Origin of the sequence: Candidatus Mycolicibacterium alkanivorans, assembly GCF_022760805.1 — a bacterium.
Lineage (GTDB): Bacteria > Actinomycetota > Actinomycetes > Mycobacteriales > Mycobacteriaceae > Mycobacterium > Mycobacterium alkanivorans.
Genome location: NZ_JAIVFL010000001.1, coordinates 2,662,477 through 2,688,550, shown reverse-complemented (window position 1 = coordinate 2,688,550; position 26,074 = coordinate 2,662,477). Strand labels below are relative to the sequence as shown.

Genomic DNA, 26,074 nt, shown 5'->3' with positions numbered 1-26,074 from the left:
GCTGGCGAGTCACCCACGCACGCCTCACCAGCTGTGGTCACGTGAATTTTCGTGAGAGAGAGAGAGATACTGCCCGAGGCCGCCTGATCGTCGCACGCGACGACCGCCGGGCTGCTGTGGGCGCGATCAAAATCAGCCCTCGGGTGTTGCACACATCACGTTACCGCGTCTATGGTAGAACCACAGTTTGGTCGTCCCACAGAATAGGCAAATTCATGAACCAACCGTCGGTGCTGCCCATCCGAGTGATGCTGGCGAAGATCGGACTCGACGGACACGACCGTGGTGTCAAGGTCGTCGCCCGCACCCTGCGAGACGCCGGCATGGAGGTGATCTACACCGGCCTGCATCGCAGCCCGGCTCAGGTCGTCGAAGCCGCCAGCCAGGAGGACGTCGACGTGCTCGGCGTGAGTCTGCTGTCGGGCGCCCACATGCCGATCTTCACCAAGATCTTCGAGATTCTCGATCAGATGGACGAGCGCCCGCGCTTTGCGATCGTGGCCGGCGGCGTGATGCCCGATGAGGATGAGATCGAACTGCAGAAGATGGGCGTCGCCGCGGTCCTCGGCCAAGACACCACCCCGGAGAAAATCGTCGAGGTCATCAAGGCGGCCGCCGCGGTGGAGGCGAGCTCCTGATGGCACAGATGGAGTCTTGGAGCTGGCCGCCGTCCTATGATGCGGGGTACCGGCCACCGGCCGGGCAACAACACTGGTTTCCGGTCCGCGAGACGATGGACCCCGAGCAGCGCGACGAGGCGATCCTTGGACGCATACAGCAGCTGATGGCTTACGCCTGGGAACACGCACCGTTCTACCGCCGCAAGTGGTCCGAGGCCGGTCTGGAACCCGGCGACATCACGTCACTGGAGGCGTTTGAGCAAGTTCCGGTGATCTACAAAGATGAACTGCGCACCGACCAGGCCGCCCACCAACCGTACGGCAGCTATCTCTGCGTTGATCCCGTCGAGGTCACCCACATCAAGGGCACGTCGGGAACCACCGGGCGTCCGACCGCGTTCGGGATCTGCCAGCGTGACTGGGTCGCCATCGCGAACGCGCATGCCCGCATCATGTGGGGCATGGGGATCCGGCCCGAGGACGTCGTGCTGATCGGTTCCCCGCTGACACAGTATTGGGGCTCGTGGGGTGCCTACAGCGGCGCGGAACGCCTGGGCGCCGCAGTGTTCCCGTTCGGTGCCGGTGTGCAGGGGCAGAGTCTGCGGACGCTGCAGTGGATGCGCCAGATGCGTGCGACGGTGTTCTACGGCACGCCCTCTTACGCGCTGCGTCTGGCCGAGGTTGCTCGCGATAACGACATTGATCCGCGCGCTCTGGGCCTGCGCAAGATGTTCTTCTCGGGCGAACCAGGGGCGAGCGTCCCGGCGATCCGGCAGCGGATCATCGATGCGTTCGACGTCGAGGTCTACGACTCCGGCAGTATGGGTGAAGTCGCGCCGTGGATGTCGCTTGGCGCCGCGTCGAACGAGCCGGGCGTGTTCACCTGGCAGGATTTGGTGTACACCGAGGTGTGTGACCCCACGTCGATGACGCGCGTGCCTTACGGTTCCGAGGGCACACCCGTCTACACGACGCTCGAGCGCACCTCACAGCCGATGATCCGACTGCTGTCCAACGACCTCACCCGGTGGGAAGCGCCCGACTCCTCCCGCGGCCGCACATACCCATTTCTGCCCAAGGGCATCTACGGCCGCATCGACGACATGTTCCAAATCCGCGGCGAGAACGTGCAGCCCAACGCGATCGACGACGTGGTGATGAGCGCCGAGGGATACGGCGGCGAACACCGCATCGTCATCTCCCGAACCGGCACGATGGACGAACTGCTCGTCCAGGTCGAATTTGATGCCGCGAAAACAACTGTCGCAGAGGATGTCTGGGTCAAGCGGGTCAGCGAGGACCTTCGTACAGTCCTCGGAGTGGGAGCGAAAGTCGTGACGGTACAGCCCGCCACGTTCGAACGCACCGATTTCAAGGCCCGCCGCGTCATCGACGATCGCCACCTCTTCGACTCCCTGGGGCAGGGGAGTTCGTCATGAGTCAGGTCGCGACCCCCTCACCGGTCGTGGCCATGGCCGATCGCATCCGGGCGGGCTCGCAGGTCTCCCTGGCCCGCGGTCTGACCCTGGTCGAAAGCCGTGCCGAGGCAGCATCGGAACTGCTGGCGGAAATCTGGAAGGACAGCGGACAGGCCCACGTCGTCGGTATCACCGGTCCGGCAGGCAGCGGAAAAAGCACACTGGTGACCGCGATGGCACGCGAATACGTCGCCCGGGGCTCGCGGGTGGCAATCCTGGCGGTCGACCCCTCCAGTGCCTACTCCGGGGGCGCGATCCTGGGCGACCGCATCCGCATGACCGAACATGCAGGAAACAAAGACATCTTCATCCGGTCGATGGCATCGCGGGGCGCCACCGGCGGGCTCTCGCGGGCCGTGCTCGACGGCATCGTCTTGCTCGACGCCGCGGGCTTTGATGTCGTCATCCTCGAAACGGTCGGTGTCGGGCAAGCCGAAGTCGACGTCATCAGCGTGGCCCACACGGTGCTCGTCGTCAGCGTCCCCGGTCTCGGTGATGACATTCAGGCGATCAAAGCTGGACTGATCGAGATCGCCGACATCCACGTGGTCAACAAGGCGGACCGCCCGGGCGCCGACCTGACGGTCAAACAGCTGCGGGAGTCGCTGCGACTGGCTCACGGGCTGGCCGGCAAGTGGGACGTACCGATCCTCAAGACCACCGCCTCTGACGGCGATGGCGTCCCTGAGCTGCTGGACAAGACCGCTGAGCACCGCCACTGGATGACCGACAACGGTGCCATGCGTGACGTCGAACGCCGCAACGCGGCAACCCGAATCCGTTGGGCAGCAGAAACACTGATCGCTGCGACACTGCGATCGGGACATCGCGAATTCGACGCAGCCGTCGACGCGCTCATCGCCCGCACGGACGAACCGCGCCAAGCCGCCGCCCGGCTGCTGACCGCCATGGCCGTAGACCCAACCGACATCAATGGAAAAGGACAATCATGACCGCCGATGACCACTCGACCCCAGAGGAACTGCGCCTCGCCACCGACGCACTGCGTAAGCGCGCCCAGGCGGAACTCGAGCAGTGGGAGAGCCACGAGCTCGCCGAGTTCGTCGCCCGCGCTCCCGAGTCCAGAGAGAGCTACCTGACCGGGGTCGGAATGCCCGTCAAGCGGGTCTACGGCCCGCAGGATCTTCCCGAAAGCTATGACGAGATCGGTCTCCCGGGTCAATTTCCCTACACCCGCGGTCCGTACCCGACGATGTACCGCGGCCGTAAGTGGACGATGCGTCAGATCGCGGGCTTCGGACAGGCCGAGGAAACCAACAAGCGCTTCCAGTACCTCATCGCCCAGGGCCAGACCGGTCTGTCGGTGGACTTCGACATGCCGACGCTGATGGGTCTGGACAGCGATGACGAGATGAGCCTTGGCGAGGTCGGCCGCGAGGGAGTGGCGATCGACGTCCTGCCTGACATGGCAGCTCTGTTCGACGGTATCGACCTGGAGAACATCTCGGTGTCGATGACCATCAACCCGTCGGCGTGGATCCTGCTGGCGATGTACGTCGCGGTCGCGGAAGACCGCGGCATGGACCTCAACAAGCTGTCCGGGACCATCCAGAACGACATCCTCAAAGAGTATGTCGCGCAGAAGGAATGGGTCTTCCCCGTGCGCCCAAGCATGCGCATCGTCCGCGATTGCATCGCCTACGGAGCCGAGAACATGGCCCGCTACAACCCGGTCAACATCAGCGGGTATCACATCAGCGAGGCCGGCGGAAACGCTCTGCAAGAGGTCGCCTTCACGATGGCCATCACCAAGGCCTACGTCGAGGATGTCATCAAGGCCGGTATCGACGTCGACACTTTCGCCTCGCGGCTGTCGTTCTTCTTTGTCTCCCAGGCCGACTTGTTCGAAGAGGTCGCCAAGTTCCGGGCCGTTCGCCGGTATTACGCGAAGATGATGAAGGAGCACTTCGGGGCCAAGAAGGCGAACTCGATGCGGCTGCGCTTCCACGCCCAGACCGCCGCCGCCACGCTGACCAAGCCCCAACCCATGGTGAACATCGTCCGCACCGCACTGCAGGCCCTCTCGGCGGTCCTCGGTGGCGCCCAGTCGATCCACACCAACGGACTCGACGAGGCCTACACGATTCCCAGCGAGATGGCGATGAAGCTCGCCCTACGGACCCAGCAGATCATCGCCGACGAGACGAACGTCCCCAATGTGATCGACCCGCTGGGCGGTTCGTACTACGTGGAAGCCCTGACCGACGAGATCGAAAAAGGCATCCAGGAATACATGGACAAGGTCGAGGCGATGGGCGGCGTCGTGCCTGCCATCGAACAAGGTTTCTTCCAGAAGGAGATCTCCGACACCGCCTACGACTACGCCAAGCGCAAAGCCAGCGGTGATCGGCCGGTGATCGGCGTCAATAAATATGTCGATGAAACCGAAGACCAGAAAATCGAGATCCACAAGCTCGATCCAGAGTCCGAAGCGCGCCAAATTCGGCGGCTCAAGCAGACCCGAGCCGACCGCGACCCGCAACGCGCGCAAGCTGCGCTCGACACTCTGCTGGCGGTGGCGCGCGACGAGAACGCCAACCTGATGCCCGCGACCATCGAAGCCGTCCGGGCGCATCTTTCCATGGGAGAGATCACCGGTGCCTTGCGGGAGGTGTTCGGCAGCTACCAAGAGACACCGGTGTTCTGACGGCTCGCCGTGATGGCCGACCACGACACGGATAAACCAAGGTGTGGTCGGTACCATCGGGGGAGACGAATTTGTTGCTCACAGAAGTGAGGTGCGAGGTGGTCGAGGAAATTCCGTCGCAATGGAAGCCCATCCCGCGCTTACGCGCGCACGAGCAGGTCGTGGCCGAGATCGAGAGTCGCCTGATCGCCGGAACGTTGAAGGCGGGCGACCGGCTGCCCGCTGAACGGCAGTTCGCCGAGGCACTCGGCGTCAGCCGCGGTGCGGTCCGGGAAGCTCTGCGGATCCTCGAAGCCATCGGGGTCGTCGAAGCAGGAACAGGTTCGGGACCCACGTCAGGATCGATGATCGTCAAAGACAGCATCGCCGGGATGGCGATGGTGCTACGAATCCATCTGCAACTGGCCTCGTTCACTCAGGAGGATCTCGTCGAGATCCGCCTGCTGATCGAAGGGCCCGCAGCACGCAAGGCAGCACAGAGCGCCACCAGCGATGACATCGCCACGCTGCGGGGGCTGATCGACGACATGCGCGGAGTCCACACCACGGCCTCCTACAACGACCTCGACGCCGCGTTCCACGTGCACATCGTGCGAGCTTCCGGCAACGCCCTGGCTGCTGTGCTCATGGCGGCGCTACGAGAAGCCCTGCGCCAAGCGATGGTGACCGCATTCGAGACACTCGAAGACCCCGTCGCGACCATGACGGTGCTCACCGACGAACACGCAGCCATCGTCGAAGCCATCGCAGCGGGTGACGGCGCGCAGGCTGCGGCGCTGGTCAGCGAACACATCCGCGGCTTCTACCGCTCCGTCGGATTCAGTGACATGAAGTGGGCCGGCTAACCGAAGCTGGACACTCAGAACGAGACAGCCAACCACACTGCGGGAGGTCTAGGGCGACCTCACTGTGGATCCCACACGGGAAACGGAGCGTGTCGTCACGCATATCCCTGAGGGATTTCTGCCACCCCTGCACGCCACCGCGTGGACCGTCGCGGCGACGTCGTTTGCCATCCCCGGTGTGCGGGCGGTAGTGCTGCGAAGCCCGAGAACGGCTCGAATGACGCCTGTTGTTACACCGCAGCCGGCGTGTTCACGTTCGTCTTGTCGGCCATCAAGTTGCCATCGCTAACCGGCAGCTCGAAGCCATCCCACCGGTACTGGGCCTGGGCGCGGTGTTGTTCCGGCCCTCGGTCATGGCGTTCCTAGGCGCCGTCGTCCTGCTCTTTCAAGAGCTACTGCTCGGACACGGCGGCATCACCACTCACCCACCAGTTGTCGTTCGGGCAGCGAAAACGGGGCGCCATCGCAGGGGCCGTCGCAATGCGACCCTGTGTGCTCCTGCTGGATGAGCCAACCGCCGGCATCGATCCAGCCGGCATCGAGGCCCTTTTCGCGACTTCAGCCAGATTGGGAAGGGCGGGCACGACCGTAGCGCTATCGACCCATGACACCACATTGGCACTGGAGTGGGCTGACTCCGTCGCGATCATGAGGAGGGGAGTGGCTCGTCAGGGCCCTCCATCGTCGATCTTTGCCGACGGAGATCTGTTGAGTGGAGCGCAGTTACGCGTTCGTTGGCTGGTGGCCCTCACGGGGAGCTGATGGCCGACGGCATTCTGCCTCCCGGCGGCAAATCCAACAACGCCTCAGCAACTACGTATCGCGGTCAAAGCGATGTACACGCGCTCGACACGGCAGATATCCACAGGCAGCTCTTTGCCGTAAACTTTCGGTGCGTGCCCGATGAAGTTGGTGAGATTCCAGCGCAGTCGCGCTACTGTGACATCCCTGCTCATGGGGATGAAGTCAGACCTGACGGCCCGCAGACGAATCCATTTATCAGGGACGCTGTTATCCCTGCGGGAGGTCACTATGGCGAGAGCCGATGCTGCGTTGACGACGCTATGGAAACCCTTGGCGCGCATGCGCACACACGAGCAGGTTGTAGCGGAGATCGAGCACCGTCTGATGACTGGGGTTCTCAAAGCTGGGGATCGACTGCCCGCGGAGCGTCAGTTCGCGGAAGCATTAGGAGTCAGCCGAGGTGCGGTCCGGGAAGCCTTGAGAATTCTGGAGGCCATCGGCGTGGTGGAGGCTGGAACCGGTTCGGGACCGTCATCCGGTTCGATGATCGTCAAGGACAGCGCCACGGGGATAGCGATGGTACTGCGACTACATCTGCAGGTGGCATCGTTCACCCCGGACGATCTCGCGGAGGTGCGGCTCCTGATCGAGTGGTTGGCGGCGCGGAAGGTCGCTGACCTCGCCACCGACGAGGAGATCATTGAATTGCGTTGTGTGGTCGACCGAATGCACAAGACCACCGACGTCACGGAGTTTGACGACCTCGAGCAGGAGTTTCATCGACGCATCATTGAGGCAGCTGATAATGCCTTGGTGAAGGTCTTGATCGGAGCTGTGAGGGCGACCGAACTCCCTGGCGGCACAACAATTCCCGCAGAACCGGACACCGCAGAGGAGGCAGCGCGGTGGCTGGCGGACGAGTACTCGGCCGTCGTGGCGGCGATCATAGACGGTGACGGTGACCGGGTCGCCGAGCTGCTAGCCAACGTGAGTCGAAGTGGCCGCTGCCCGACCAGCGCTAGCGCCCTGAAATGGGGCGGTTGAAGGTCGGCTCTGCGATGACTGGGCCAGCCGCTAGGGGATTCCTGGGTTCGAGGGTCCAGTCTGTGATGTCGAGGACCGCGCGCAGGAATCCTTCAAAACTTCCGAAATGGAAGTGCTTGAGGCCGGGACGTGTCCGGTAGATTTCGCCGGACCATGGTTCGTGGGTGGCGATAATGAATTTACGTTTCGTTGATGGATTCGCGTATGGCGGTGGCGGTTTGGGCTGACAGCGCTTTCGGCGGCCGCTGTGTGTTCGCTCGGGAGTTGTTGCCCGGTCGGTCTTCTGAGGAGAGGTCGCATCAATTGACCATCCGGTGACTGCGAGCAGCGAACTGCAGAAGGTTTCCAGTGTGCTGAAACGCAGTCGGAGTCGGCCGGGATAGGTGCCGTAGATCTCCCCGGCCCACGGCGCTTCTGCGGCAACGATCAGCTTGCAGGACACCGCCGGCGTAGGCGGCGGCGAATCTGGGCGCTGCCGGTCACTGTCTGGCACGATTCAACCCCGCGCAGCGGTTCCCGTGTAGTCCACGTCGACGTCCTGCCGTTGGATCCAGCTCATCAGTTTGCGCAGGTCACGGCCGGTGCCTTCGATGGGATGTCGCTCGCCCTGGGCGCGCAGCTTATGGAACTCAGCTGCACCGGTGTCCTGGTCCTCGATGAAGCGCCGCGCGAACGAGCCGTCGACGATGTCGGCGAGAACAGCTTTCATATTCTCTTTGACGTCCGGTGTGATCACCCTGGGCCCGGAGACGTAATCGCCGAATTCTGCTGTGTCCGAACATGACCAGCGCTGTTTGGCGATACCGCCTTCATACATCAGGTCCACGATGAGCTTCAGCTCGTGCAGACATTCGAAATAGGCGACCTCAGGTTGGTAGCCGGCTTCGATCAGAGTCTCGAACCCGTACATCACCAACTGAGACGCGCCTCCGCAGAGCACCGACTGCTCGCCGAACAGATCGGTCTCGGTTTCCTCGGAGAAGGTGGTCTTGATCCCACCGGCGCGCAGTCCGCCCAGGGCCTTGGCGTACGACAACGCCAAGGGCCACGCCTGACCTGAAGAATCCTGTTCCACCGCGACGAGCACAGGCACGCCTTTACCGTCCACGAACTCGCGGCGTACCAGATGTCCGGGTCCCTTCGGCGCGACCATGAAGACGTCGACATCCGGGGGCGGCACGATGTACCCGAATCGAATGTTGAAGCCGTGACTGAATACCAGGGCATCGCCCGCGCTCAAAGCTGGAGCGATCTCGTCGGCGTACAGCGTGCGCTGACCCTGGTCGGGGACCAGGATGACGATCACGTCCGCTTCCCGGGTCGCCTCGGCGGGAGTCAGTACCGGTAAGCCTTCCTCCTGCGCTTTCAGGCGACTGCGCGAGTCTGGCTGCAGACCGATCCGCACGTCGACGCCACTGTCCCGCAGAGACAGTGCCTGGGCATGGCCCTGACTGCCGTAGCCGATGACTGCGACTCGTTTCCCTTGGATCTGAGACAGGTCGGCATCGGGGTCGTAAAACATCTTGGCGGGCACGGCAAACTCCAACCTTCATCACTAAGAAGATCAACTTGACGGTAGACCAGTGGTGTGGTCGGACCATATCGCGCAATGTCGAGAAGAGTCAAGGGTCGCTATGTGGCGGGTGCAACGTTCCCGTATGGCTTGTGGTGCGAACCACAGTTGTGGTAGGACCATAGTAAGATTCATCCACTATTGGAGACGCCCATGCATCAGGACAGCCCAGCTCTGACCGCTGGCCAAGAACGAACCGCTGAACGTCGTGGCCTGCGCAAAGTCGGAGCCGCCAGCCTCGTCGGCACCACGATTGAGTACTACGATTTCTTCGTCTACGGCACCGCCGCCGCGCTGGTGTTTCCCAAGATTTTCTTCCCCGGTACCAGTCCTGCGATGGGTACGATCGCGTCGTTCGCAACGTTCGGAGTCGCGTTCTTCGCTCGCCCCATCGGCTCGATCCTGTTCGGCCACTTCGGTGACAAGATCGGTCGCAAGCGGACCCTGGTGTGGACGCTGCTGATCATGGGACTCTCGACCGTCTTGATCGGGCTTTTCCCCGGCTATGAGACCGGTGTGTTCGGCATCTTCGACAACGGCATCGGGATCTGGGCACCGATCCTCCTGGTCGGCATGCGCTTCCTGCAGGGTTTGGCCATGGGCGGTGAATGGGCAGGCGCGACGCTCCTGGCGGCCGAATATGCGCCGAAGGGCGAACGCGGACGAATGGCCGTGTACCCACAGCTGGGGCCGGCCTGTGCGTTCTTCCTGGCGAGCGCGACGTTCTTCCTGGCCTCGGTAACGGTCGGTGCCACCAGCGAGACATTCATCAACTACGGTTGGCGCCTCCCGTTCATCGCATCGCTCTTGCTCGTCATGGTCGGGCTTTGGATTCGGTTGAGCGTGGAAGAAACACCGGTCTTCAAGACGCACCTGCAGAACAAGAAGCTCGAGAGCGAACCGGTGAAACTCCCGTTCGCCGACGCTGTGCGGGTGCAGTGGAAACAGATCGTGCTCGCCGGACTGGCAATGTCCACGCTGTTCGCGATGTTCTATATCGGAAGCACCTTCCTCACCAGCTACGGAACCGGAACGCTTGAATTCAGCCGGACGATGATCCTCGGCTTCGGCATAATCGCCGCTGTCGTGCTCGCGATTGCCACAGCCGCAGCCGCCATCCTCTCGGACCGGATTGGCCGCAGGAAAGTCATTGCAGGGTCCTACGTCATCGCGTTCTTTTGGTCGCTTGCGCTATTCCCACTGCTCGACACCGGTTCACCCATTGCCTTCTTGATCGGCGTGACCATCACCCTGTCGCTGTACGGCATCGCCAACGGACCCGCCGGCGCGTTGCTCCCCGAGATGTTCCAGTCGAAATTCCGCTACACCGGAGCGGGTTTGAGCTACAACCTTGGCGGCATCATCGGCGGAGCGATTCCGCCGATACTGGCGGCCCAAATCGTGGCGCATTACCCCAGCATCTGGGTGGGGGTGTTGCTGGCCGGACTCTCCGCCGTCAGCCTGATCTGCGTGTGGGCGTTACCGGAAACCAACAACAACGACCTCAACGACGCGCCCGTCGACGAAGCTCTGCAGCCCTGACCCCGGGCGCGAAGATGTGCTCCGTCAATGCGATCCACGGGCCTGCAGACGGGCGCCTCATTGCCCCAATCCGCTATCGGAACAAGAAATGGATGATCTGTGCGATGAACCATGAATCCGTCCGAAAGTCACGTCAACACACCATAACTCAGCAACCGACGATTCCGATCTGGAAGGCGCAAGCTAATCCGGCGCTTGTTGGAATGGCGCTGTGAGTAGCGCGATCGACGGGGTTGGTGTCGTCGGATGTGGCCTGATGGGGGCTGGGATCGCCGAGACTTGTGCCCGCTCCGGGCAGCCTGTGACCGTAGTGGAACTCAGCACCGCAGCTGCCGACGCCGGGCGGCGGCGACTGGAGAATTCGTTGGCAAAGGCGGAATCAAGAGGAAAGATCGTCTCCGCCGCGGAAGTGCTGGGAAGGATTCGGATCGGCGAAGACATCGACGCTTTGGCCGAGAGCACACTGGTGATCGAAGCAATCATGGAGGACGAGACCGTCAAAACCGCGCTGTTTCGGCAGCTTGACCGGGTGGTGGCCGACCCAGACGCGATCCTTGCCTCGAACACATCGTCGATTCCGATTATCAAGCTGGGTGTGGTGACCGAACGCCCGGAGAGCGTGCTGGGCATCCATTTCTTCAATCCCGTCCCCGTGTTGTCGCTGGTCGAGTTGGTGCCGAGCTTCCTGACCGCAAACGAAACCACCGAACGAGCCCGCGCTTTCGTTCAAGATGTGCTCGGCAAGCATGCAATTAATTGCAAAGACCGCGCCGGGTTCGTCGTCAACGCGTTGCTGATCCCGTTCCTGCTGTCCGCGATCCGAATGGTTGAAGATGGGGTTGCGGTACCAGCGGACATAGATGAGGGACTAGTCCGCGGCTGCGCCCACCCCCAGGGGCCTCTCGCGCTCAGCGACCTAATCGGGCTCGACACCGTCAGAGCGATTGCGGACTCGTTGTACGACGAGTTCAAGCAGCCCCATTATGCGTGTCCGCCGCTGCTGGCGCGGATGGTCGAAGCCGGGCTCCTCGGCCGGAAAAGTGGCCGCGGATTCTTCAGCTATAGCTGAGTTCGCCGTGCCGATAAACACGTTATGGGTGCGGCATGGTGAGTCGACGTGGAACCGCGCTGGATTGATGCAAGGGCAAACCTCCGAGCCGCGGTTAACCCCAATGCCGCTCAGTTAAGGTCATGGGCCGGTTGTCAACTGGCCGTTGATGGTGACGTCGACGGTGATCTTGTAGCTGTTGCGGTCGATGTCGCCTTTGGCGCGGTGTTTGGAGATGGCGCGTTTGACGACGCGGGGACTGGTTCTGCGGCGGTGGGCCGGGAGCAGGTGATCGAGCACGGCGTGGCCGATCTTGCCGATGAGGTCGATAGTGGTGTCGGCGATGACGCCGGCGGCCTGGATGACCTGGTCACGGGCGGTGTTGAGCGCGATGCTGAAGCCCGCGCGGTCAGTGGTGGCGGCGGCGGTGGCGGTGGCATCGGATATCGCGATGCGCAGCGCTTGGTAGGTGACCAGCAGGGCATAGATCTCCTGGGCGATCCCGTCGGGTGTGCGGGCGCGCAGCACCCGGCCGCCGAGGATGGTGGATTTCAGTTCCAGGTAGGAGGTTTCGATCTCCCACCGCTGGTGATAGAGGGCGACCAGTTCGGTGGCGGGGTATCGCCGGTGGTCGGTGAGGGTGGTGATCAGCAGGTAGCGCTCGCTGCGACGTGGGCCCCCGGCGAGTCGCACGGCGACCTGGGCGTCGATCACCCGCACGGTCGTCGTGTCAATCCGCGACAGCCACGAGCCGTCACCGCAGTGGCCGATCACGGGGAGTTTGCGGTTGGTCTTGGCGCGGAACAGCAGGTCAGCGCCCGTGGCGGCGACCTGCTCGATCAGGCCCGCGGCGGCGAAGTTACGGTCGGCGAGCAGCAGCATGCCCTGGCGGAGGCAGCCCAGAAGCTTTGGTGCATAGTTGGTTTCGCCCACGCTCAAGGTGCCGAAGACGGCACCCAGTACGGTGCGGGTGCCGCACGCGACCACGGTCAGCATCCGCAGCATCGGATACCCCGACGGGCCGTTGCCGCCGCCGACCCGGCCGAACGCGGCCAGATTCGACGCGGTGTCGGGGGTGAACATCGACGTGCCGTCGATCGCGCATACCAGCAGGCCCCGCCATCGCGCCGCACCGGCGGCCGGACCGCGGACCAGGTCGAACAGCTCCCGCAGCGGCTTGACACCGATGCGGCGACGGGCCTGCGCCAACGCCGAGGACACCGGATCGGCGACGTCGATCCCGTCCAGGCCCGCGGTCATCCGAGCCCACACCTGGCCGTAGCCGAGCTCGGCGAACAGCGCCGCCGCCAGCAGCAGGTACACCACCACCCGCGACGGCAACGCCCGCACCCTGGCCTGCACCGTCCGGGTCGATTCCAGCACCGCATCGACCATCTCGAACGGGACGATCTGGGTCAACCCACCGAGGTGACCGGGCGCGAACCGACCCGCACCAACCACCACCGAACCACGAATGACAGACTGAACAGACAGCGGAACTCCCAGGTGAGATGGTGTCTTTGGTCGGACAATCCATCCATACCGGGAGTTCCGCTGCCCCAACTCCCCGACACGCCGCACCCGTCACACTTGACCCAACAGTCACACCCTTAACTGAGCGGCATTGCGGTTAACCCTGCGAGGTGTTCGGCAGGCGCATACAGCGGCAGATGAGCTCAGCCGCCACAACCCTGTCCTATTGCTCAGTTCGGACCTAAAGCGGGCTTGTCAAACAGCTCGCATCATCGCAGCCCGACTAGCACTGCCGTTCGACCACACTCCCCTTCTGCGCGAGCGGCATTGGGGAGTATATGAAGGCCGACCCGCGAGCGAAGGGCATCAAGCGGAATCAGCCATAAGTCCCAACGAGGCTGTACCACAGGGTGAGTCACGAAATGAAGTCGCCGAACGACTACACCGCCTGCTGCCGCTGCTGGCCCCGGCACAGGGACCGATCGTGTTGGTCACGCACGGCGACGTCATCCGGGAAGGGATCAGATTGTGGGCAGACGGGCCAGACGAGTATCCACTCGGAAACGGTTGCATCATCAAAATGTCGGGTCAACAAGCTGCACCACAACCATCGTGGACACTGAGCAGGAACTCCGAATGACCGAATCGGATGACGAGCGGACCTCAGACCGAACATCGAGGCGTCGCGCGCTGCGTACCGGGGCCATCGCCATGCTCCCAGTCCTCATCGGGATAGCCCCCTTCGCCGCCGTCGCTGGTCTCGCCGGCACCCACAATGGGTTCACTATCGTTGAGACAGCGGCATTTTCGCTCTTCGCCTACGCAGGTGCGGCACAGATCGCGGCAGTGGATCTGATCGGCAACGGCGCGGCGACAAGTGTCGTGATCACCACGGCTCTCATCATCAACCTTCGCTTTATCGTCTATTCGGCCAGCCTCGCACCAATGTTCGTGGGTGCCAGTGTTAGGACGCGCACCCTGGGTTCCTATTTGCTTGTCGATCATGCTGTCGCGCTCACCGTGACCCGCACCAAAAACCTGCCGTTACGCGACACGGTCGCGTTCATTGATCGGCCTCCTCGCGTCTGGTCCGGCCAACCGCACCGGGAGCTACAATGCCACACTATATGTGGATATGTTGCATACGGCTAGACTGAATCGGAGGAGGCGGTACTCGATGGGTTCTTCCCCGGTGTTGCAACTGCTGCTGAGCGACAACAGCTCCGGCGATGTGGTGGACACCCGCATACTCGACGCGGCACTCGAACAGTTCGCCCTGGTCGGAATCAGACGCACCTCAGCCGACGACATAGCCCGCCGCGCCGGGGTGAACCGCACGACCCTCTACCGCAGAATGGGCAACAAGGACGACATCGTGCGATCCGCGATCATCCACGAGATTCGCCGACTACTCGCCCAGATCGAGGCCGAAATCGGAAGCATCCAGGACGTTTCCGAACGCATCGTGGAGGGCATGGTGGTGACTGTGACGCTGCTGCGCGACCATCGAGTGTTTCGTCAAAGCCTCGCCGTAGACCGAGGCGAAACCTTGGCGCAGATCACCCTCGGCGCTGGCGAAGGCTTACGTGTTGGTGCCGCGTTCGTCGCCGAACAAATTCGCCGCGGCAGAACCGATCTCGGACTACCGGCAGGCGATGACGTCGATACCCTCGCGGCCATCCTCGTCCGCCTAGTCCATTCGCTAGTGGTGATCCCCGACGGACCACCCGATCTCACTAGTCCCGAACAACTCCGCACCTTCGCCCGAACGATGATCCTTCCCCTCATCACCGGGCGTTGAACGCCGCCCGCTAGATCAGTCACTGTCCTCGGGGGGGGCTCCCTAGTGCCGTGCAGTGAGACTTATCTCCAGGTAAGGGTTGTTGGTGGTTATGTCTCTGCGTGAATGCGGTCGGCGACGTAGGCGCCGTATTGGCCGGATCCGCGGCGGGCGTGGCGGATCGCCGTTTGCGGGTTCAGGCCGAGCGCATCGGCCAGCACCGGTGGCGGGGTGGTCTGGGTGATGGTCTGCCAGGTGCCAATGCGCGTGGAGAGCGAGGGAAATCCGAGCTTTTTCAGCCGGATCCGGACGTGGTTGGCGTTGAGGTGGCTTCCGGGTCGATAGCCAGGGAACACCCACGGGGTGACGGCGTTGGCGGCGGTTTGCCGATTGGCAACGGATTGGCTGACCGCGACGACGAGTTCGTCGAGTGGGGGTTCGAGGATCACCGGGTGCTTGCCCAGGGTGATGGCCTGAGCACCGTCGCGGATGGTGATGTCTTTCCATTGCAGCGCAACGACTTTATGGGTCGGTTGCCCAAAGACGAGGATGAGGGCGGCCATCAGCCGATCCTGGGCGTTCATGTCGGGGTGAGCGAACAGATTCTGCAGTTGCTCGATCTGCTCGTCAACGGTCTTTTCCCGGGTGGTGTCTCGCCGATGAGGCGTGATCTCCAACTTCGTCAGCCGATAGCTCTTGATCGCCCAGGGTAGGAATCGGGTCAGCAGACGCCGCGTCTCGGGTCCCTCGGCAATATAGCGGTCGACATCGGTCTGCGAGACTTCGGTGAATGGGATAGATTGTGCCGCAAGCCAATTGAAAAAACTGACCGCGACGGTGACGGCTTGCTTGCTGGCGAGGAATCGGCCTTCGCTGCACGCGTCGTGCAGCTTGTGGGCGAGGTGCCAGCGCAGGTAGCTGCGGAGAACACGTTGGGATGCCGGGTCGTTGACCTCGGCGATCTTGTCCAGCGACCAGGTGTCGAACCTGTCGCGGTAGTCGACCTTGGCGTCGGTGACGCCGTGTTGGGCGAGCAGTGCGCGGATGTGGCTGGTGTGCCGCGATGGAGGAAGGCCCTCCAGCAGTGATTGGTCGATGGTGGGGCTCTGCGCGAGCTGGCGCAGGATGGAACGCACCTGCTGGTTGCGCAACCACGTCACTCCGCTGTTGGGTCGCGACATCGATTTCAGGGCCGAGGCCAGGGGTTCGAGCTGAACGTTGATCGTGCCGGTCGCGGGGTGGGTGAGGAGTTGGTCGACTTGGGCGCCGAGTTCACACCGCCAGCAATGGCCGGCGCGGTAGAGTTCGGCTTCATCGCCGCATTGGACGCAGTCCACGTTGAGGCGGATGCCGCTGCACTTGCGGCACAAGAGCTCTCCGGTGGGGGTGCGGCCCGGACAGATCCCGACGTGCCGGCAGCGGACGCAGCGGCCGGTGGTGCGTTTACCGGCCAGGTAGCAGTAGTTGCAGATCGGCTGGCCTTGCCACCACGCCACGGTCGGGTAGGCCTGGTTGCAGCGCTGGCACGGGGTGTACTTGGTGGGGTCGGGGAGTGGTTTTGGGCGGGCCAAGGTTCTTATGTCTCCTCGTCCTCGACGACGCGAACCCGGCGAACGCCCGGGGCTTTCTGGTTTGTGGGTCTGGCCGTCGATCCGGGGTGCACGTCGGGTGCATTCGCCGTCGCCCGCGCTTCCATCACCACGATCGGTTCGAACAGTTCCGCGGGCGAACAGTCCAGGATGTCGCACAATGCGGCGAACACCCGGGTGTTGATGCGTTCAGGCTTGCCGGTCATCAGCCGGTAGGTTTGTGGTTGTGAGAGCACGATTCCGCGCGAGCGCAGCAGCGGGATGAGTTCGGTGGATTTCCACAGGTTGCGGGCGGCCATGAGCTTGCGCAGGTTCCACTCGAAGTCGACCCGCTTCTGCGTGGTCATGGCGTCTTCCCGTAGCTGATGTCCGCCGATCCAAGGCGCTGGCTGATCATGCGTTGCAGAGTCTTCTGCCGGTAGTCCGAGGACACCTGCGTGTAGAGCGCCGTCGTCGAGGATTGTTCGTGCCCGACCTGCTGCTGGACGAACAGCGGGTCGTAACCGGCCTCGATCAGATGGGTCACATACGACCGCCGGAATCCGTGCAGTGACAAACCGTCGGGCAGTCCCGCGGCGCGGCGGTGATCGGTGAACCGAGTCGCATAAGAGTCGAGCGTCAGCTGGGCGCCGCGCTCGGAGGGCCACAACCAGGGTGATGCCGCACCGAAGGTCATCCGTTGCCGACACTCGGGATCGTTGATCCAGGCATCCAGGATCTCAGGGGCCCAACCCATCAACGGCACCGTCAGGACTGTTCGTCTCTTGGCTTGAGAACCCCGCGATCCCTTGCCCCAACGCACGTACATGGCGCCGAACGCACCGTATTGCGGGACATGAGGATTCGGGCCGAAGTCGACGGTCTGCAGCCACAGCAGCTCTTGTCGTCGCACACCGTACGCGTAGGCGACCTTCGCGATGCAGGCATCGCGCAGCGTCGTCAGCCACGCCTTCTTGTTGGCGGCGTACAGCTCGTCGACGCGGTTGTCGAAGTAGTCGAACAAGGTTTGCACCTCATCGCGTGAGAACGCCCGCCGCTTGGGCTCGGCCTCATTCTCCGAGACGTGGACGGGCAGGTTGTACTCGAAGCACACTTGCGCGGGATATTCGCCGAACAGTTTGTGGCACAGTTCGGCCCACCCGTAGCGCGGTTCGCACAGGAAGCTGCAGAACGACCGGATGACCATCAGATACCCGCGCACCGTCGACTTCGCCGCCGTTGTGCCGCGCCGCTCGTGCGCCCGCGCGTGCAGCACGGTCACGTAGTCGCCCACGTCGGCGGGGCTCCAGTGCCACGGGTAGTCGTTGCAGACCGTCTGGAAATCGGTCAGCACTCGCACATAGTTTCGGATGGTGCCGACGGCGCTATTGCGTGCCAGCAGCGACGCACGCCAGCCCTCCAGCATCTCCGACCAGACCTGCTCGTCGGCTCGCAGCAATCGCGCGTCGCCGCGCAGCAACCGCAGCGGAGCACCGCCTGGGAGTGGCTCGTAGTCAGCCATTCATCGATCATAACACCGTTTCATTCATCTAACGATTGATTTATGGTTCGGCAGTACACCGGCGGCGCGTCAACGCCCGTTACGCCGGCGCGGGCCACCAGTCGCGCTTGATGTCATTCGGCGAGATGCGAATGCCGAGAACCACTGTGACACAGACTATTACGTCACAGTGACGAATGTGCGCCAGGGTGCTGAGACGGGTTGGTGATCAATCGAACGGGATCGGAGAACCCGTCACGCATGTCGTCAAGCGGCCACCGCGCAACTGCAGGTTGCATTCGTTAGACGAATGAAGGTGCAATCCATGCAGGTAGATCGGATGGCCACAGAACCTTCTCGTCACGGCGGCCCGGGGCGGCCGCAGACGAACGTGCAGGTCAGGCCGAAAAGCACTTCGCCGCGAGTATTCATCTAGTGATGACCTCGATAGAAAATTTTGCCGATAAGCCACATTATGTCAACTTAACGTCGCCGTTTTCCGGCCAAACCGTCACACCCACCCACCGAAACTGTCCTGTCTCGATATACCTGGCGGTTTTCGCAAAACATCTGGCGGTCTTCGGCGCGTCGCTATTTTCTCAGTAAACCTGGCGGTAATGTCGGACTGCGCCTGTAGCCTCCGGGCAGCTGGTTCAAAGGGGTCGAGAATGGCAACTCCACGTCTGCGTTCGCTACCGCGGAACGCCACGGACGTGACGCGGGTGCTGGCGTGCGTTGACGGGACCGTTCAAAACCTGGAGCTGTCACTAGGCGTCGGGTCGGTGCGGGTCGAGCGTGCCACGCCGATCCGTGAGTTCTTCTCCTGGCCGGGCAAACGGAACTACGAGGGCCTGTACTGGTCAAGCACAAATCGCGGACACGTGGATTTCGAGTCACTCCTCGAACGTGAGTTCCTACTGTCGGCAGATGCCGCGACCGACGTTGTTGCCATCGCGGCCCAGCCGTTGGCGCTGCTATGGCCACGAGGCACGGGCGGCCACCACGACCACGTACCTGACTTCTTCGTTCGGCTTTCCAACGGTGATGGACGGGTCGTTGACGTTCGGTCTCCCGAGCGAGTCGAGAAGAACGCCGAACAGTTTGCCCTGACACGCAAGGCGTGCGACGAAATCGGTTGGCAATACGACGTCTTCACCGGACTCCCGTCAGAGCACGCGCACAATCTGCGCTGGCTCGCCGGGTACCGGCATGACCGTAATGCTCCCACCATGGGCACTGCTGAGTTGATCCGGGACTGCTTCGAAAGGCCACTTCCGCTTCAAGACGGTCTACGCCGTATCAGCGGCGCGACGGGTCTCAGCACCGAGGTCCTGACGGCCAACGTGCTGCACCTGTTATGGCGGCAGATTCTGTCAACAGATCTGAGCCGGCCATTGTCGATGTCCAGCGAGGTGTGGGCATGAAGTCCGTTCGCCTGTTCGACTGCCTGCAGTATGACGGTCAGACATGGCAGGTCGTAGCCCAGGACGGACCGGAACTGGCGCTGAAAGACCTTATGTCCGGGCGGATTCGCCGGATCGGGGTTGCCGAACTGCTCGGGGACGACAGCTTTCTCCCGGACGTTCCAGATCGGCTTCCCCGCCTCGACTCGGCCGCGGTCTTGGAGACTCTCGATACCGATGCTCGCGAACGCGTATTGTTCCTCCGCCATCATGTCATCGAAGTGCTTACCGGCACACCTCCAGCGAATCTTGACGGCCACGACGAACAAGATGCACCACCGTCCCGTCGGGAGTACGACCCCAAACTTCCACTCAAGGACCGGATTGCCGCGAAAGTGTCCGAGTTGGCAGCGGCCAACACTCCCATTGGCTTCAGGAGTCTGGAACGCCACATCAAGGCGTATCGCAATGACGGTGTTGCAGGCCTGGTCGACGGGCGCATGCATAGGCAGGCCTCTCCTACCGGTCGAATCGACCCGGCGGTGGCATCCCTGCTCGAAAACGCCGTCAGGGCGCAAACGAACGTCTCGACCGGCACGCGCTCGCGCGTAATCAAGCAGATCAGCATAGAGGCCACCCAGTTGGGGCTGCCACTCCCCTCGCGGTCGACTTTGTATCGCGCACTGGACAATATCGAGAAATCCCGGCATCCCTTCGGAAATGCGACAACTCGACGAACACAGGCCAACCGGCCGGACCGAACGTGGGGTCATCAGGCACCTTCGCGGCCAGGTGAACTTACCGAAGTCGACAGCACGCCAATGGATCTGTTGGTCATATACCCCGATGGGACCACGGGACGTGTGGACCTGACGGTAATGCTAGACATCGCCACCCGCACTTTGTGCGCAGCGATTCTGCGACCAGTAGCTACCAAGAGCGTCGACGCGGCAGTACTTCTCGCTCGGGCACTCACGCCCCTTCCAATGCAGCCCGGGTGGCAACCATCCGTAGCGTTTTCACGTTCCATCCTTCCCGCAGGAATGATCGAGGGCGACGACGAAATACGGACCAGCGTCGCCGCCAAACCCGTGATTGTGCCCGAGTCGATCACCGTGGACCGCGGCAAGGTTTACGTCGGCTCGACCTTTCTCAATGCTTGCGAGCGATTGCAGATCAGCGTGACCAAGGCTGCGCCACGCACGCCTACCGATAAACCCCACGTTGAACGAGTCTTTGCGGCCATCAACAGTGGGTTCACCCAGTACCTCGCCGGATACGTCGGACCAAACGTGGTCAATCGTGGAGCGTCCCCACAGACCGAGGCTATTTGGACGTTGGCCGAGGTGCAGAACCTGCTGGATCTTTGGATTGTCGCTGTCTGGCAGAACAAGCGGCATCCAGGACTCCGCCACCCCGCGATGCCGAAGAAGGATCTCACCCCCAACGAGGCCTTCGCGGCGCTGGCCTCGGTTGCACCAACGGTCAATGTCGCGCTGGATCGCGACGACTACATTGGCTTACTTCCGGTGGCGTACCGGACAATCCAGGGCTACGGCGTCAATTTCGAGAGCTTGCACTACGACAGTCCAGCGCTGCACCCCTACCGTGGCGTCAAGAGTGGTTTGCCGCTCCCAGCGAACGACAGATGGGAAGTCCGATACGACCCCTATCGGCTGCAGTCGATCTTCCTCCGTGACCATTTCCGGGGCGAATGGATTGAGGCCGAGTGGAGCCTCGCCAAACAGGCGCTGGCGCCGTTCTCCCTCGACGTTCTGCGCGCCGCCCGCCAGGCAATAGAGCGCCGCGGCGACACGCCCACCGGAGTTGATGTCCTTGCCGAGATCAGCCGCATCCAAACCGGTGGTGCTCGCACAGTCAAGGAACAGCGAGCCGCGAAACGCGACAGCGTGAACAAACCCGTGGTGCCACCGCTCTCCCCCGTCACCGAGAAAAATCGTTCAGATGTGGGGACCGAACACTTGGCGACTGTTTCCGCAATCAACGAGACCGCTGCAGCCCCAACGCGTCGGCCGGCACGGCGCATCGATGACGCGGGCGAGGAGTAGCCGTGGCCGTACCCGATTCACTAGCCGCGTGGCGGGAGTTCGTCAACCGTCGCAACGTCGAGCCTGAGCACCTCAACTTGAAGCAGATCAAGACCCTCTCCCCCGCCGGGAAAGAGGAATACGACCAGCAGCGATTTGCCTGGCTTGGGGCAGACGTCGTGTTGGAGACGCCAGACACCGAGGCGTTGACACATCAGACCCGCGTCTTAATGGCGAGGAACTCTGCTGAGTCTGCCACCGCACGCCGCGGCCTTGCGATCTCTGGGTCCGCGGGCCGTGGCAAGTCCACCGCCGCACTGCTGATCGGCCGCCGCCATGACCGGATGATGCGAGCCAAAATCAACCGTTACGACGACGGGTTCGCCCCGGTGGTCTATACGGTCGTCCCGCCGGGGACTACCCCAAAGATGATGATGCTGGCATTCGCCAACTTCCTCGGCCTCTTGGTTCCGAACAAGTCAACCGCTCAGGACCTGACCGAGCAGATCGTGGGCGTCATGCGGAGCCTCTCGGTTTCGCTAGTCCTGGTCGACGAGGTGCACAACCTCAAGACAAATCACCAGGCAGGCAGCGAAGCCGCATCAGCACTGAAGGTGTTCTCGGAAAGACTCGACGCAACATTCATCTACGCCGGCATCGACCTACTGCAGGCCGATCTGTTCGCCGGTCACATGGGACGTCAGCTCAAGGGTCGAATGGCTGTCCACCAGATGCGGAAGTATGAGTACGGGACCAAGGCGCAACGGGACAGGTGGGCCGAACTCATCCTCGGCATCGAAGCCCTCCTACCGCTAGGTCGCCATGCCGCTGGATCCCTCGAATCAGAGGCGACCTACCTATATGACCGCACCGGAGGTTCAATTGGTTCGCTCCGCGCCCTCCTCAACGACGCGGCGATTGCGGCGATCCTCAGCGGCGACGAGTTGATCAATAGGAAGCTTCTCGACATGACTTCGACTGATTTCGCGTCTGAGGAGGCTGCAGCGCGGACGGTGGCAGGCGACATGGCTACCCCGATGCCGTTGAGGAGGGCTGAGTGAGGATCCCACCCCTTCCAGTTCGCACACGTCTTTATCACGGTGAGAACCTGGACTCGTATATGCGGCGGCACGCTGGCCGGAACTTCTGCTTGCCCTCAGATGTCGACCGCGCTTTGCGCGAGCGCGGTGTCATCAAATCGAAGAGCCGGCGCAATCCCGATCGCCTCCAGGCATGGCGGGATCTCGGTGATCTGCGAGCCGAGGCCTTCACTGCCCCCGAGTACGTCCTCGACCAGGAGGTGACGGAGCGGGCTCTGTGCCTCCGCTGTACCAAAGGCGAGCCCGCCCGAGGAAAACTCACCCGTATTGGGCTGGTGTGCGTACGGCACAGGAGGTGGCTCGGATCTCCTCAGATCGACCTGCATGGCTACTACCCTGCTCTCGCCGCTGAGCGACACTTTCGGCGCCATCTCGCCGCTCGCGACGTCTTGCATGATTCCCTGCTCATGCGGGTTGGCCGAGAGAGCGCTAGTCCTGGGATCGTAGGGGCCAGTGAGATCGCCCGTCGTAGAGACGAATTCGGTATCGATGACGTCGACGCGCTGATGTATCCAGAGCAAGTCAAAATCGCTCGACTACTCGCCCTGCCCGGATTCCTACGCGCAGCGACCGATCCTGACACCGACGCAACTCAGCGCAGTGCGTTGGTCGCAAGGGAAGTAGAGAAGATCATCCCCGCTCGCAACGACTCGGACCCGTGGCGAGCGACCAACCGGGTATGGACTGCGATCACACATGTGACCGCGCGTCGCCGGGACGCACGGATCTACGGGGTTCCGATGCGAGACACGTACTACAACATTCTGCGGTTCATCGATGGACCTTGAAATGAGAGCCCTCTGCAGGGCGAGGAAGGCGGGACAGTTTGAAGACCGATGATCTTGCGCAGGTCCGCCGGACGCTTTGGGCTGCCGCCGACGAGTTGCGTGCGAACTCCACGCTTTCTCCCGCCGAGTATCGCGGTCCGGCGCTCGGCCTGATCTTCCTGGCCTACGCGGAGTTCCGGTTCGAGCAGGTCCGCCCCGAGCTGGAGGCCAAGGCTACGGCGCGTCGGCCGGTGACGCCGGATGACTACCGCGCCAAGTCGGCGCTGTTCGTACCGGACGCGGCGCGCCTCTCACAACTCGTCGACCTTCCCGAGGGCCAAAACCTCGGCAAGGCGATCGACGAGGCGATGAAGGCGATTGAGGACGCCAACCCAGAGCTGCGCGACGTGCTGCCGCGGGGTTACCAACGCATGGAGAAGTCCACGCTCGCCGAGCAGTTGCGGCTGTTCGCTCCGCTGCCGCGCCAGCTGTCCGGTGATGCGTTCGGCCTGATCTATGAGGACTTTCTGTCCAACTTCGCCGCCAGCGAGGGCCGCCTCGGTGGTGAGTTCTTCACGCCCTACTCGATCGTCCGGCTGATCGTGGAGATCATCGAGCCGTTCCACGGACGGGTGCTCGATCCCGCATGCGGGTCGGGTGGCATGTTCGTGCAGTCCGCAAAGTTCGTTGAGCGACATCACAAGTCGGCCGCCCGAGAGCTCTCGGTGTTCGGCGTCGAGCAGAAGGAGGGAACGGTCCCCCTCGCGAAGATGAACCTCGCACTCCATGGGTTGTCGGGCGACATTCGTCTCGGTAACAGCTACTACGAGGATCCGCACGATTCGGCGGGAGCATTTGACTTCGTTATGGCCAACCCGCCATTCAACGTGGACAAGGTCGACAAGAATAAGCTAGCCGGCGACAAGCGATTCCCGTTCGGGATTCCCAAGCCCGACAACGCAAACTACTTGTGGATTCAGCTCTTCTACTCGGCCTTGAGCGAGAATGGGCGCGCTGGATTCGTAATGGCGAACTCGGCGGGTGACGCCACGCACTCCGAACGGAACATCCGGCAGAAGCTAATCGAGTCCGGAGTTGTCGACGTCATGGTCGCAATTGGAACGAACTTCTTCTACACCGTGACTCTGCCGGTGACTCTGTGGTTCCTTGACCGCGGCAAGCGGAGTACGGGGCGCGAAGATACGGTCCTGTTTATCGATGCGCGACACTTGTATCGGCAGATTGATCGGGCACACAGGGACTTCTTACCCGAACACATCGAGTTCCTCGCTAACATCGTGCGCCTATATCGTGGCGAAACCATTGAGGCGACGGATGGCAGCGAGCCGCTCGTCCATGAACATTTCCCGGGTGAGAAGTACGTTGATGTTCCTGGATTGTGTAGGGTCGCCACCCGCACTGAGATCGAAGCGCAGGGCTGGAGTCTCAACCCGGGCCGTTACACGGGAACGGCCGAAATCAAGGATGACGGCGAAGACTTCCGTGAGAGATTGGCTGGTTTGTACGAGGAGTTCTCACGGCTCAGTGACGAAGCCGTCATTCTGCGAGCCGAAGTCGACACAGCGGTGCAGGGAGTGCTGGACGCGTGAGCGAGATTCACGCTATCGGGGACCTGATTGAGGCCCTCATCGATTACCGAGGTAAGACCCCGCCGAAGTCGCCATCGGGCGTCCCGCTGATAACGGCGAAGGTGATTAAAGGCGGATTCATTTTGCCCGAGCCCCGTGAATGGATCGCGGAGGAAATCTACGACAGTTGGATGCGCCGTGGGCTTCCAAGAACAGGTGACATACTAATCACGACAGAAGCTCCGTTAGGTGAAGTTGCGCAGGTTGGGACCGACGCGCGAATCGCACTGGCGCAGAGGGTGATTCTGTTGAGGCCCGACCCGGCGAGCGTTGACCCGCAATTCTTGTTCCACTATCTGAGATCGCCGCAGGCCCGAGCAAGTCTTCAACGGCGTGCCAGCGGAACCACCGTGAGCGGTATCCGGCAGCCTGAGCTAAGAGCGGTAGAGGTGCCGCTACTTTCCCGTCCGCTACAGGAGATCGTGGGACGAATCCTTGACGGACTCGATGGCCTGATCGAAAACAACAGGGAGCGGCTCGAGATACTTGAGGAGATGGCGCGCACACTCTATCGAGAATGGTTCGTGCATTTTCGGTTCCCCGGGTATGAGAACCAGGCGTTCGTCAGTTCGCCCATCGGCCTTGTACCCGATGGTTGGCCCATCGCGAGGGCGTCCGATGCGATCACGATCAACCCGCGCGTTCGCGTGGACCGGACTGTGGCGCATCCGTTCATTGCAATGGCAGATCTGGACGAACGCACGATGTCCTGCTCGCCGAGCGAGATGAGGATCGGTAGTAGTGGATCGAAGTACGAGAACGGTGACACGTTATTTGCAAGGATCACGCCATGCCTCGAAAACGGCAAGACCGGATTCGTGCAGTGTCTCGGAGAGGGAGAGGTCGGACTCGGATCCACCGAGTTCGTAGTTCTCCGCGGTCGCACGATCGGCCCAACACATACCTACTGCATTGCGCGATCGGATGGCTTTCGAGCTCACGCGATCGCCAGTATGAGTGGTGCGAGTGGCCGACAGCGAGTCCGCAACGAGTGCTTTGGTTCCTTTCTTCTCGCCGAGCCGCCAAAGGAGATCAGCGAAAAGTTCGAAGCAGTAGTGCAACCGATGTTCAAAGCGTGTCGAACACTCCAACTTCAGTCGGAACAGCTCTACAGCATGCGTGATTTATTGCTACCGAAACTCGTAGCGGGTCAGATCGATGTGTCGGGCTTGGACCTGGACACGCTGGTCAGTAGTGCGGTGGCGTAAATGGGTGGGAGATAC

24 protein-coding genes are annotated in these 26,074 nt (G+C 62.3%); 17 read left to right on the top strand and 7 right to left on the bottom strand.

Translation table 11 applies throughout. From position 1 onward, the window contains the following. Positions 1–215 precede the first annotated feature (215 nt). From K9U37_RS13305 to K9U37_RS13270, 7 genes are all read left to right on the top strand, one after another. The gene (locus K9U37_RS13305) at positions 216–638 is read left to right on the top strand and encodes a cobalamin B12-binding domain-containing protein (RefSeq protein WP_243072087.1); all 423 of its coding nucleotides are present in this window, start codon (positions 216–218) and stop codon (positions 636–638) included. Then, positions 638–2,059, top strand: a complete 1,422-nt coding sequence (locus tag K9U37_RS13300; RefSeq protein WP_243072086.1) for a phenylacetate--CoA ligase family protein — start codon at positions 638–640, stop codon at positions 2,057–2,059. The genes K9U37_RS13305 and K9U37_RS13300 overlap by 1 nt, the downstream gene beginning before the upstream one ends. Then, positions 2,056–3,051: a methylmalonyl Co-A mutase-associated GTPase MeaB gene (meaB, locus tag K9U37_RS13295; RefSeq protein ID WP_243072085.1), complete on the top strand. Its 996-nt coding sequence runs from the start codon at positions 2,056–2,058 to the stop codon at positions 3,049–3,051. The genes K9U37_RS13300 and meaB overlap by 4 nt, the downstream gene beginning before the upstream one ends. Continuing rightward, a complete protein-coding gene (locus tag K9U37_RS13290) occupies positions 3,048–4,766 on the top strand; it encodes a methylmalonyl-CoA mutase family protein (protein WP_243072084.1) in 1,719 nt (572 codons plus the stop codon). The genes meaB and K9U37_RS13290 overlap by 4 nt, the downstream gene beginning before the upstream one ends. 98 nt (positions 4,767–4,864) lie before the next feature. Then, positions 4,865–5,611, top strand: coding sequence for a FadR/GntR family transcriptional regulator (locus K9U37_RS13285; RefSeq protein ID WP_243072083.1), 747 nt, complete (start codon positions 4,865–4,867; stop codon positions 5,609–5,611). 432 nt (positions 5,612–6,043) lie between these two features. Further along, positions 6,044–6,373 carry an ATP-binding cassette domain-containing protein gene (locus K9U37_RS20545; RefSeq protein ID WP_372489514.1) on the top strand — a complete coding sequence of 110 codons (330 nt, stop codon included), beginning with the start codon at positions 6,044–6,046 and terminating at the stop codon, positions 6,371–6,373. 141 nt (positions 6,374–6,514) lie between these two features. Continuing rightward, positions 6,515–7,399: a FadR/GntR family transcriptional regulator gene (locus K9U37_RS13270; protein WP_243072082.1), complete on the top strand. Its 885-nt coding sequence runs from the start codon at positions 6,515–6,517 to the stop codon at positions 7,397–7,399. On the opposite strand, the gene K9U37_RS13265 is transcribed toward K9U37_RS13270, so the two are convergent. Beyond that, positions 7,374–7,892, bottom strand: coding sequence for a hypothetical protein (locus tag K9U37_RS13265; RefSeq protein ID WP_243072081.1), 519 nt, complete (start codon positions 7,890–7,892; stop codon positions 7,374–7,376). The genes K9U37_RS13270 and K9U37_RS13265 overlap by 26 nt on opposite strands. Positions 7,893–7,895: 3 nt before the next feature. Then, positions 7,896–8,933, bottom strand: coding sequence for a ketol-acid reductoisomerase (gene ilvC, locus K9U37_RS13260; RefSeq protein WP_243073368.1), 1,038 nt, complete (start codon positions 8,931–8,933; stop codon positions 7,896–7,898). A 192-nt stretch (positions 8,934–9,125) separates the two neighbouring features. On the opposite strand from ilvC, the gene K9U37_RS13255 reads away from it, so the two are divergent. Together K9U37_RS13255 and K9U37_RS13250 are read left to right on the top strand one after the other, a co-directional pair. Then, on the top strand, positions 9,126–10,514 hold the full coding sequence (locus K9U37_RS13255; protein ID WP_243072080.1) for an MFS transporter: 1,389 nt from the start codon (positions 9,126–9,128) through the stop codon (positions 10,512–10,514). 211 nt (positions 10,515–10,725) lie between these two features. After that, positions 10,726–11,583 carry a 3-hydroxybutyryl-CoA dehydrogenase gene (locus K9U37_RS13250; protein ID WP_243072079.1) on the top strand — a complete coding sequence of 286 codons (858 nt, stop codon included), beginning with the start codon at positions 10,726–10,728 and terminating at the stop codon, positions 11,581–11,583. Between the two features lie 120 nt (positions 11,584–11,703). Here K9U37_RS13250 and K9U37_RS13245 read toward each other — a convergent pair whose 3' ends face one another. Further along, positions 11,704–13,023 (bottom strand): IS4 family transposase, encoded by a 1,320-nt coding sequence (locus tag K9U37_RS13245; RefSeq protein ID WP_243070403.1) that lies wholly within the window; start codon positions 13,021–13,023, stop codon positions 11,704–11,706. Positions 13,024–13,186: 163 nt separating this feature from the next. Between K9U37_RS13245 and K9U37_RS20540 the strand changes: the two genes are divergently transcribed. The 3 genes from K9U37_RS20540 to K9U37_RS13235 are packed head-to-tail and all read left to right on the top strand — an operon-like array spanning position 13,187 to position 14,836. Further along, a complete protein-coding gene (locus K9U37_RS20540; RefSeq protein WP_372489513.1) occupies positions 13,187–13,675 on the top strand; it encodes a histidine phosphatase family protein in 489 nt (162 codons plus the stop codon). Then, positions 13,648–14,187 (top strand): AzlC family ABC transporter permease, encoded by a 540-nt coding sequence (locus tag K9U37_RS13240; RefSeq protein WP_243072078.1) that lies wholly within the window; start codon positions 13,648–13,650, stop codon positions 14,185–14,187. The genes K9U37_RS20540 and K9U37_RS13240 overlap by 28 nt, the downstream gene beginning before the upstream one ends. Next, complete coding sequence (locus K9U37_RS13235; RefSeq protein ID WP_243072077.1) at positions 14,102–14,836, top strand: TetR/AcrR family transcriptional regulator; 735 nt, start codon at positions 14,102–14,104, stop codon at positions 14,834–14,836. Before K9U37_RS13240 ends, K9U37_RS13235 begins: the two co-directional genes overlap by 86 nt. Positions 14,837–14,925: 89 nt before the next feature. On the opposite strand, the gene K9U37_RS13230 is transcribed toward K9U37_RS13235, so the two are convergent. Genes K9U37_RS13230 through K9U37_RS13220 form a run of 3 tightly spaced genes read right to left on the bottom strand, consistent with a single transcriptional unit; the run spans position 14,926 to position 17,905 of the window. Continuing rightward, a complete protein-coding gene (locus K9U37_RS13230) occupies positions 14,926–16,386 on the bottom strand; it encodes a tyrosine-type recombinase/integrase (protein ID WP_243072076.1) in 1,461 nt (486 codons plus the stop codon). A gap of 5 nt (positions 16,387–16,391) precedes the next feature. Then, entirely contained in the window at positions 16,392–16,751 is a 360-nt protein-coding gene (locus K9U37_RS13225) for a helix-turn-helix domain-containing protein (RefSeq protein WP_243072075.1), read from the bottom strand. Beyond that, positions 16,748–17,905, bottom strand: a complete 1,158-nt coding sequence (locus tag K9U37_RS13220; RefSeq protein ID WP_243072074.1) for a tyrosine-type recombinase/integrase — start codon at positions 17,903–17,905, stop codon at positions 16,748–16,750. Before K9U37_RS13220 ends, K9U37_RS13225 begins: the two co-directional genes overlap by 4 nt. Positions 17,906–18,597: 692 nt before the next feature. Here K9U37_RS13220 and K9U37_RS13215 point away from each other — a divergent pair. The 3 genes from K9U37_RS13215 to K9U37_RS13205 are packed head-to-tail and all read left to right on the top strand — an operon-like array spanning position 18,598 to position 22,396. Then, entirely contained in the window at positions 18,598–19,308 is a 711-nt protein-coding gene (locus tag K9U37_RS13215; RefSeq protein WP_243072073.1) for a TnsA-like heteromeric transposase endonuclease subunit, read from the top strand. After that, a complete protein-coding gene (locus K9U37_RS13210; protein ID WP_243072072.1) occupies positions 19,305–21,356 on the top strand; it encodes a TnsB C-terminal domain-containing protein in 2,052 nt (683 codons plus the stop codon). Before K9U37_RS13215 ends, K9U37_RS13210 begins: the two co-directional genes overlap by 4 nt. A 2-nt stretch (positions 21,357–21,358) precedes the next feature. After that, entirely contained in the window at positions 21,359–22,396 is a 1,038-nt protein-coding gene (locus K9U37_RS13205) for an ATP-binding protein (protein WP_243072071.1), read from the top strand. 95 nt (positions 22,397–22,491) lie between these two features. On the opposite strand, the gene K9U37_RS13200 is transcribed toward K9U37_RS13205, so the two are convergent. Continuing rightward, on the bottom strand, positions 22,492–22,830 hold the full coding sequence (locus K9U37_RS13200; protein WP_243072070.1) for a hypothetical protein: 339 nt from the start codon (positions 22,828–22,830) through the stop codon (positions 22,492–22,494). A gap of 431 nt (positions 22,831–23,261) precedes the next feature. Between K9U37_RS13200 and K9U37_RS13195 the strand changes: the two genes are divergently transcribed. Then, complete coding sequence (locus K9U37_RS13195) at positions 23,262–24,812, top strand: type I restriction-modification system subunit M (RefSeq protein WP_243072069.1); 1,551 nt, start codon at positions 23,262–23,264, stop codon at positions 24,810–24,812. Then, entirely contained in the window at positions 24,809–26,059 is a 1,251-nt protein-coding gene (locus K9U37_RS13190) for a restriction endonuclease subunit S (protein WP_243072068.1), read from the top strand. Before K9U37_RS13195 ends, K9U37_RS13190 begins: the two co-directional genes overlap by 4 nt. The last annotated feature ends 15 nt before the right edge of the window (positions 26,060–26,074 follow it).

Bases quoted from the DNA above. Each gene is read 5' to 3' on its own strand.
- K9U37_RS13305 (WP_243072087.1), top strand. From the start codon at position 216: ATGAACCAACCGTCGGTGCTGCCCATCCGAGTGATGCTGGCGAAGATC.
- K9U37_RS13300 (WP_243072086.1), top strand. From the start codon at position 638: ATGGCACAGATGGAGTCTTGGAGCTGGCCGCCGTCCTATGATGCGGGG.
- meaB (WP_243072085.1), top strand. From the start codon at position 2,056: ATGAGTCAGGTCGCGACCCCCTCACCGGTCGTGGCCATGGCCGATCGC.
- K9U37_RS13290 (WP_243072084.1), top strand. From the start codon at position 3,048: ATGACCGCCGATGACCACTCGACCCCAGAGGAACTGCGCCTCGCCACC.
- K9U37_RS13270 (WP_243072082.1), top strand. From the start codon at position 6,515: ATGAAGTTGGTGAGATTCCAGCGCAGTCGCGCTACTGTGACATCCCTG.
- K9U37_RS13255 (WP_243072080.1), top strand. From the start codon at position 9,126: ATGCATCAGGACAGCCCAGCTCTGACCGCTGGCCAAGAACGAACCGCT.
- K9U37_RS13225 (WP_243072075.1), bottom strand. From the start codon at position 16,751: ATGACCACGCAGAAGCGGGTCGACTTCGAGTGGAACCTGCGCAAGCTC.
- K9U37_RS13220 (WP_243072074.1), bottom strand. From the start codon at position 17,905: ATGGCTGACTACGAGCCACTCCCAGGCGGTGCTCCGCTGCGGTTGCTG.
- K9U37_RS13210 (WP_243072072.1), top strand. From the start codon at position 19,305: ATGAAGTCCGTTCGCCTGTTCGACTGCCTGCAGTATGACGGTCAGACA.
- K9U37_RS13200 (WP_243072070.1), bottom strand. From the start codon at position 22,830: ATGCAAGACGTCGCGAGCGGCGAGATGGCGCCGAAAGTGTCGCTCAGC.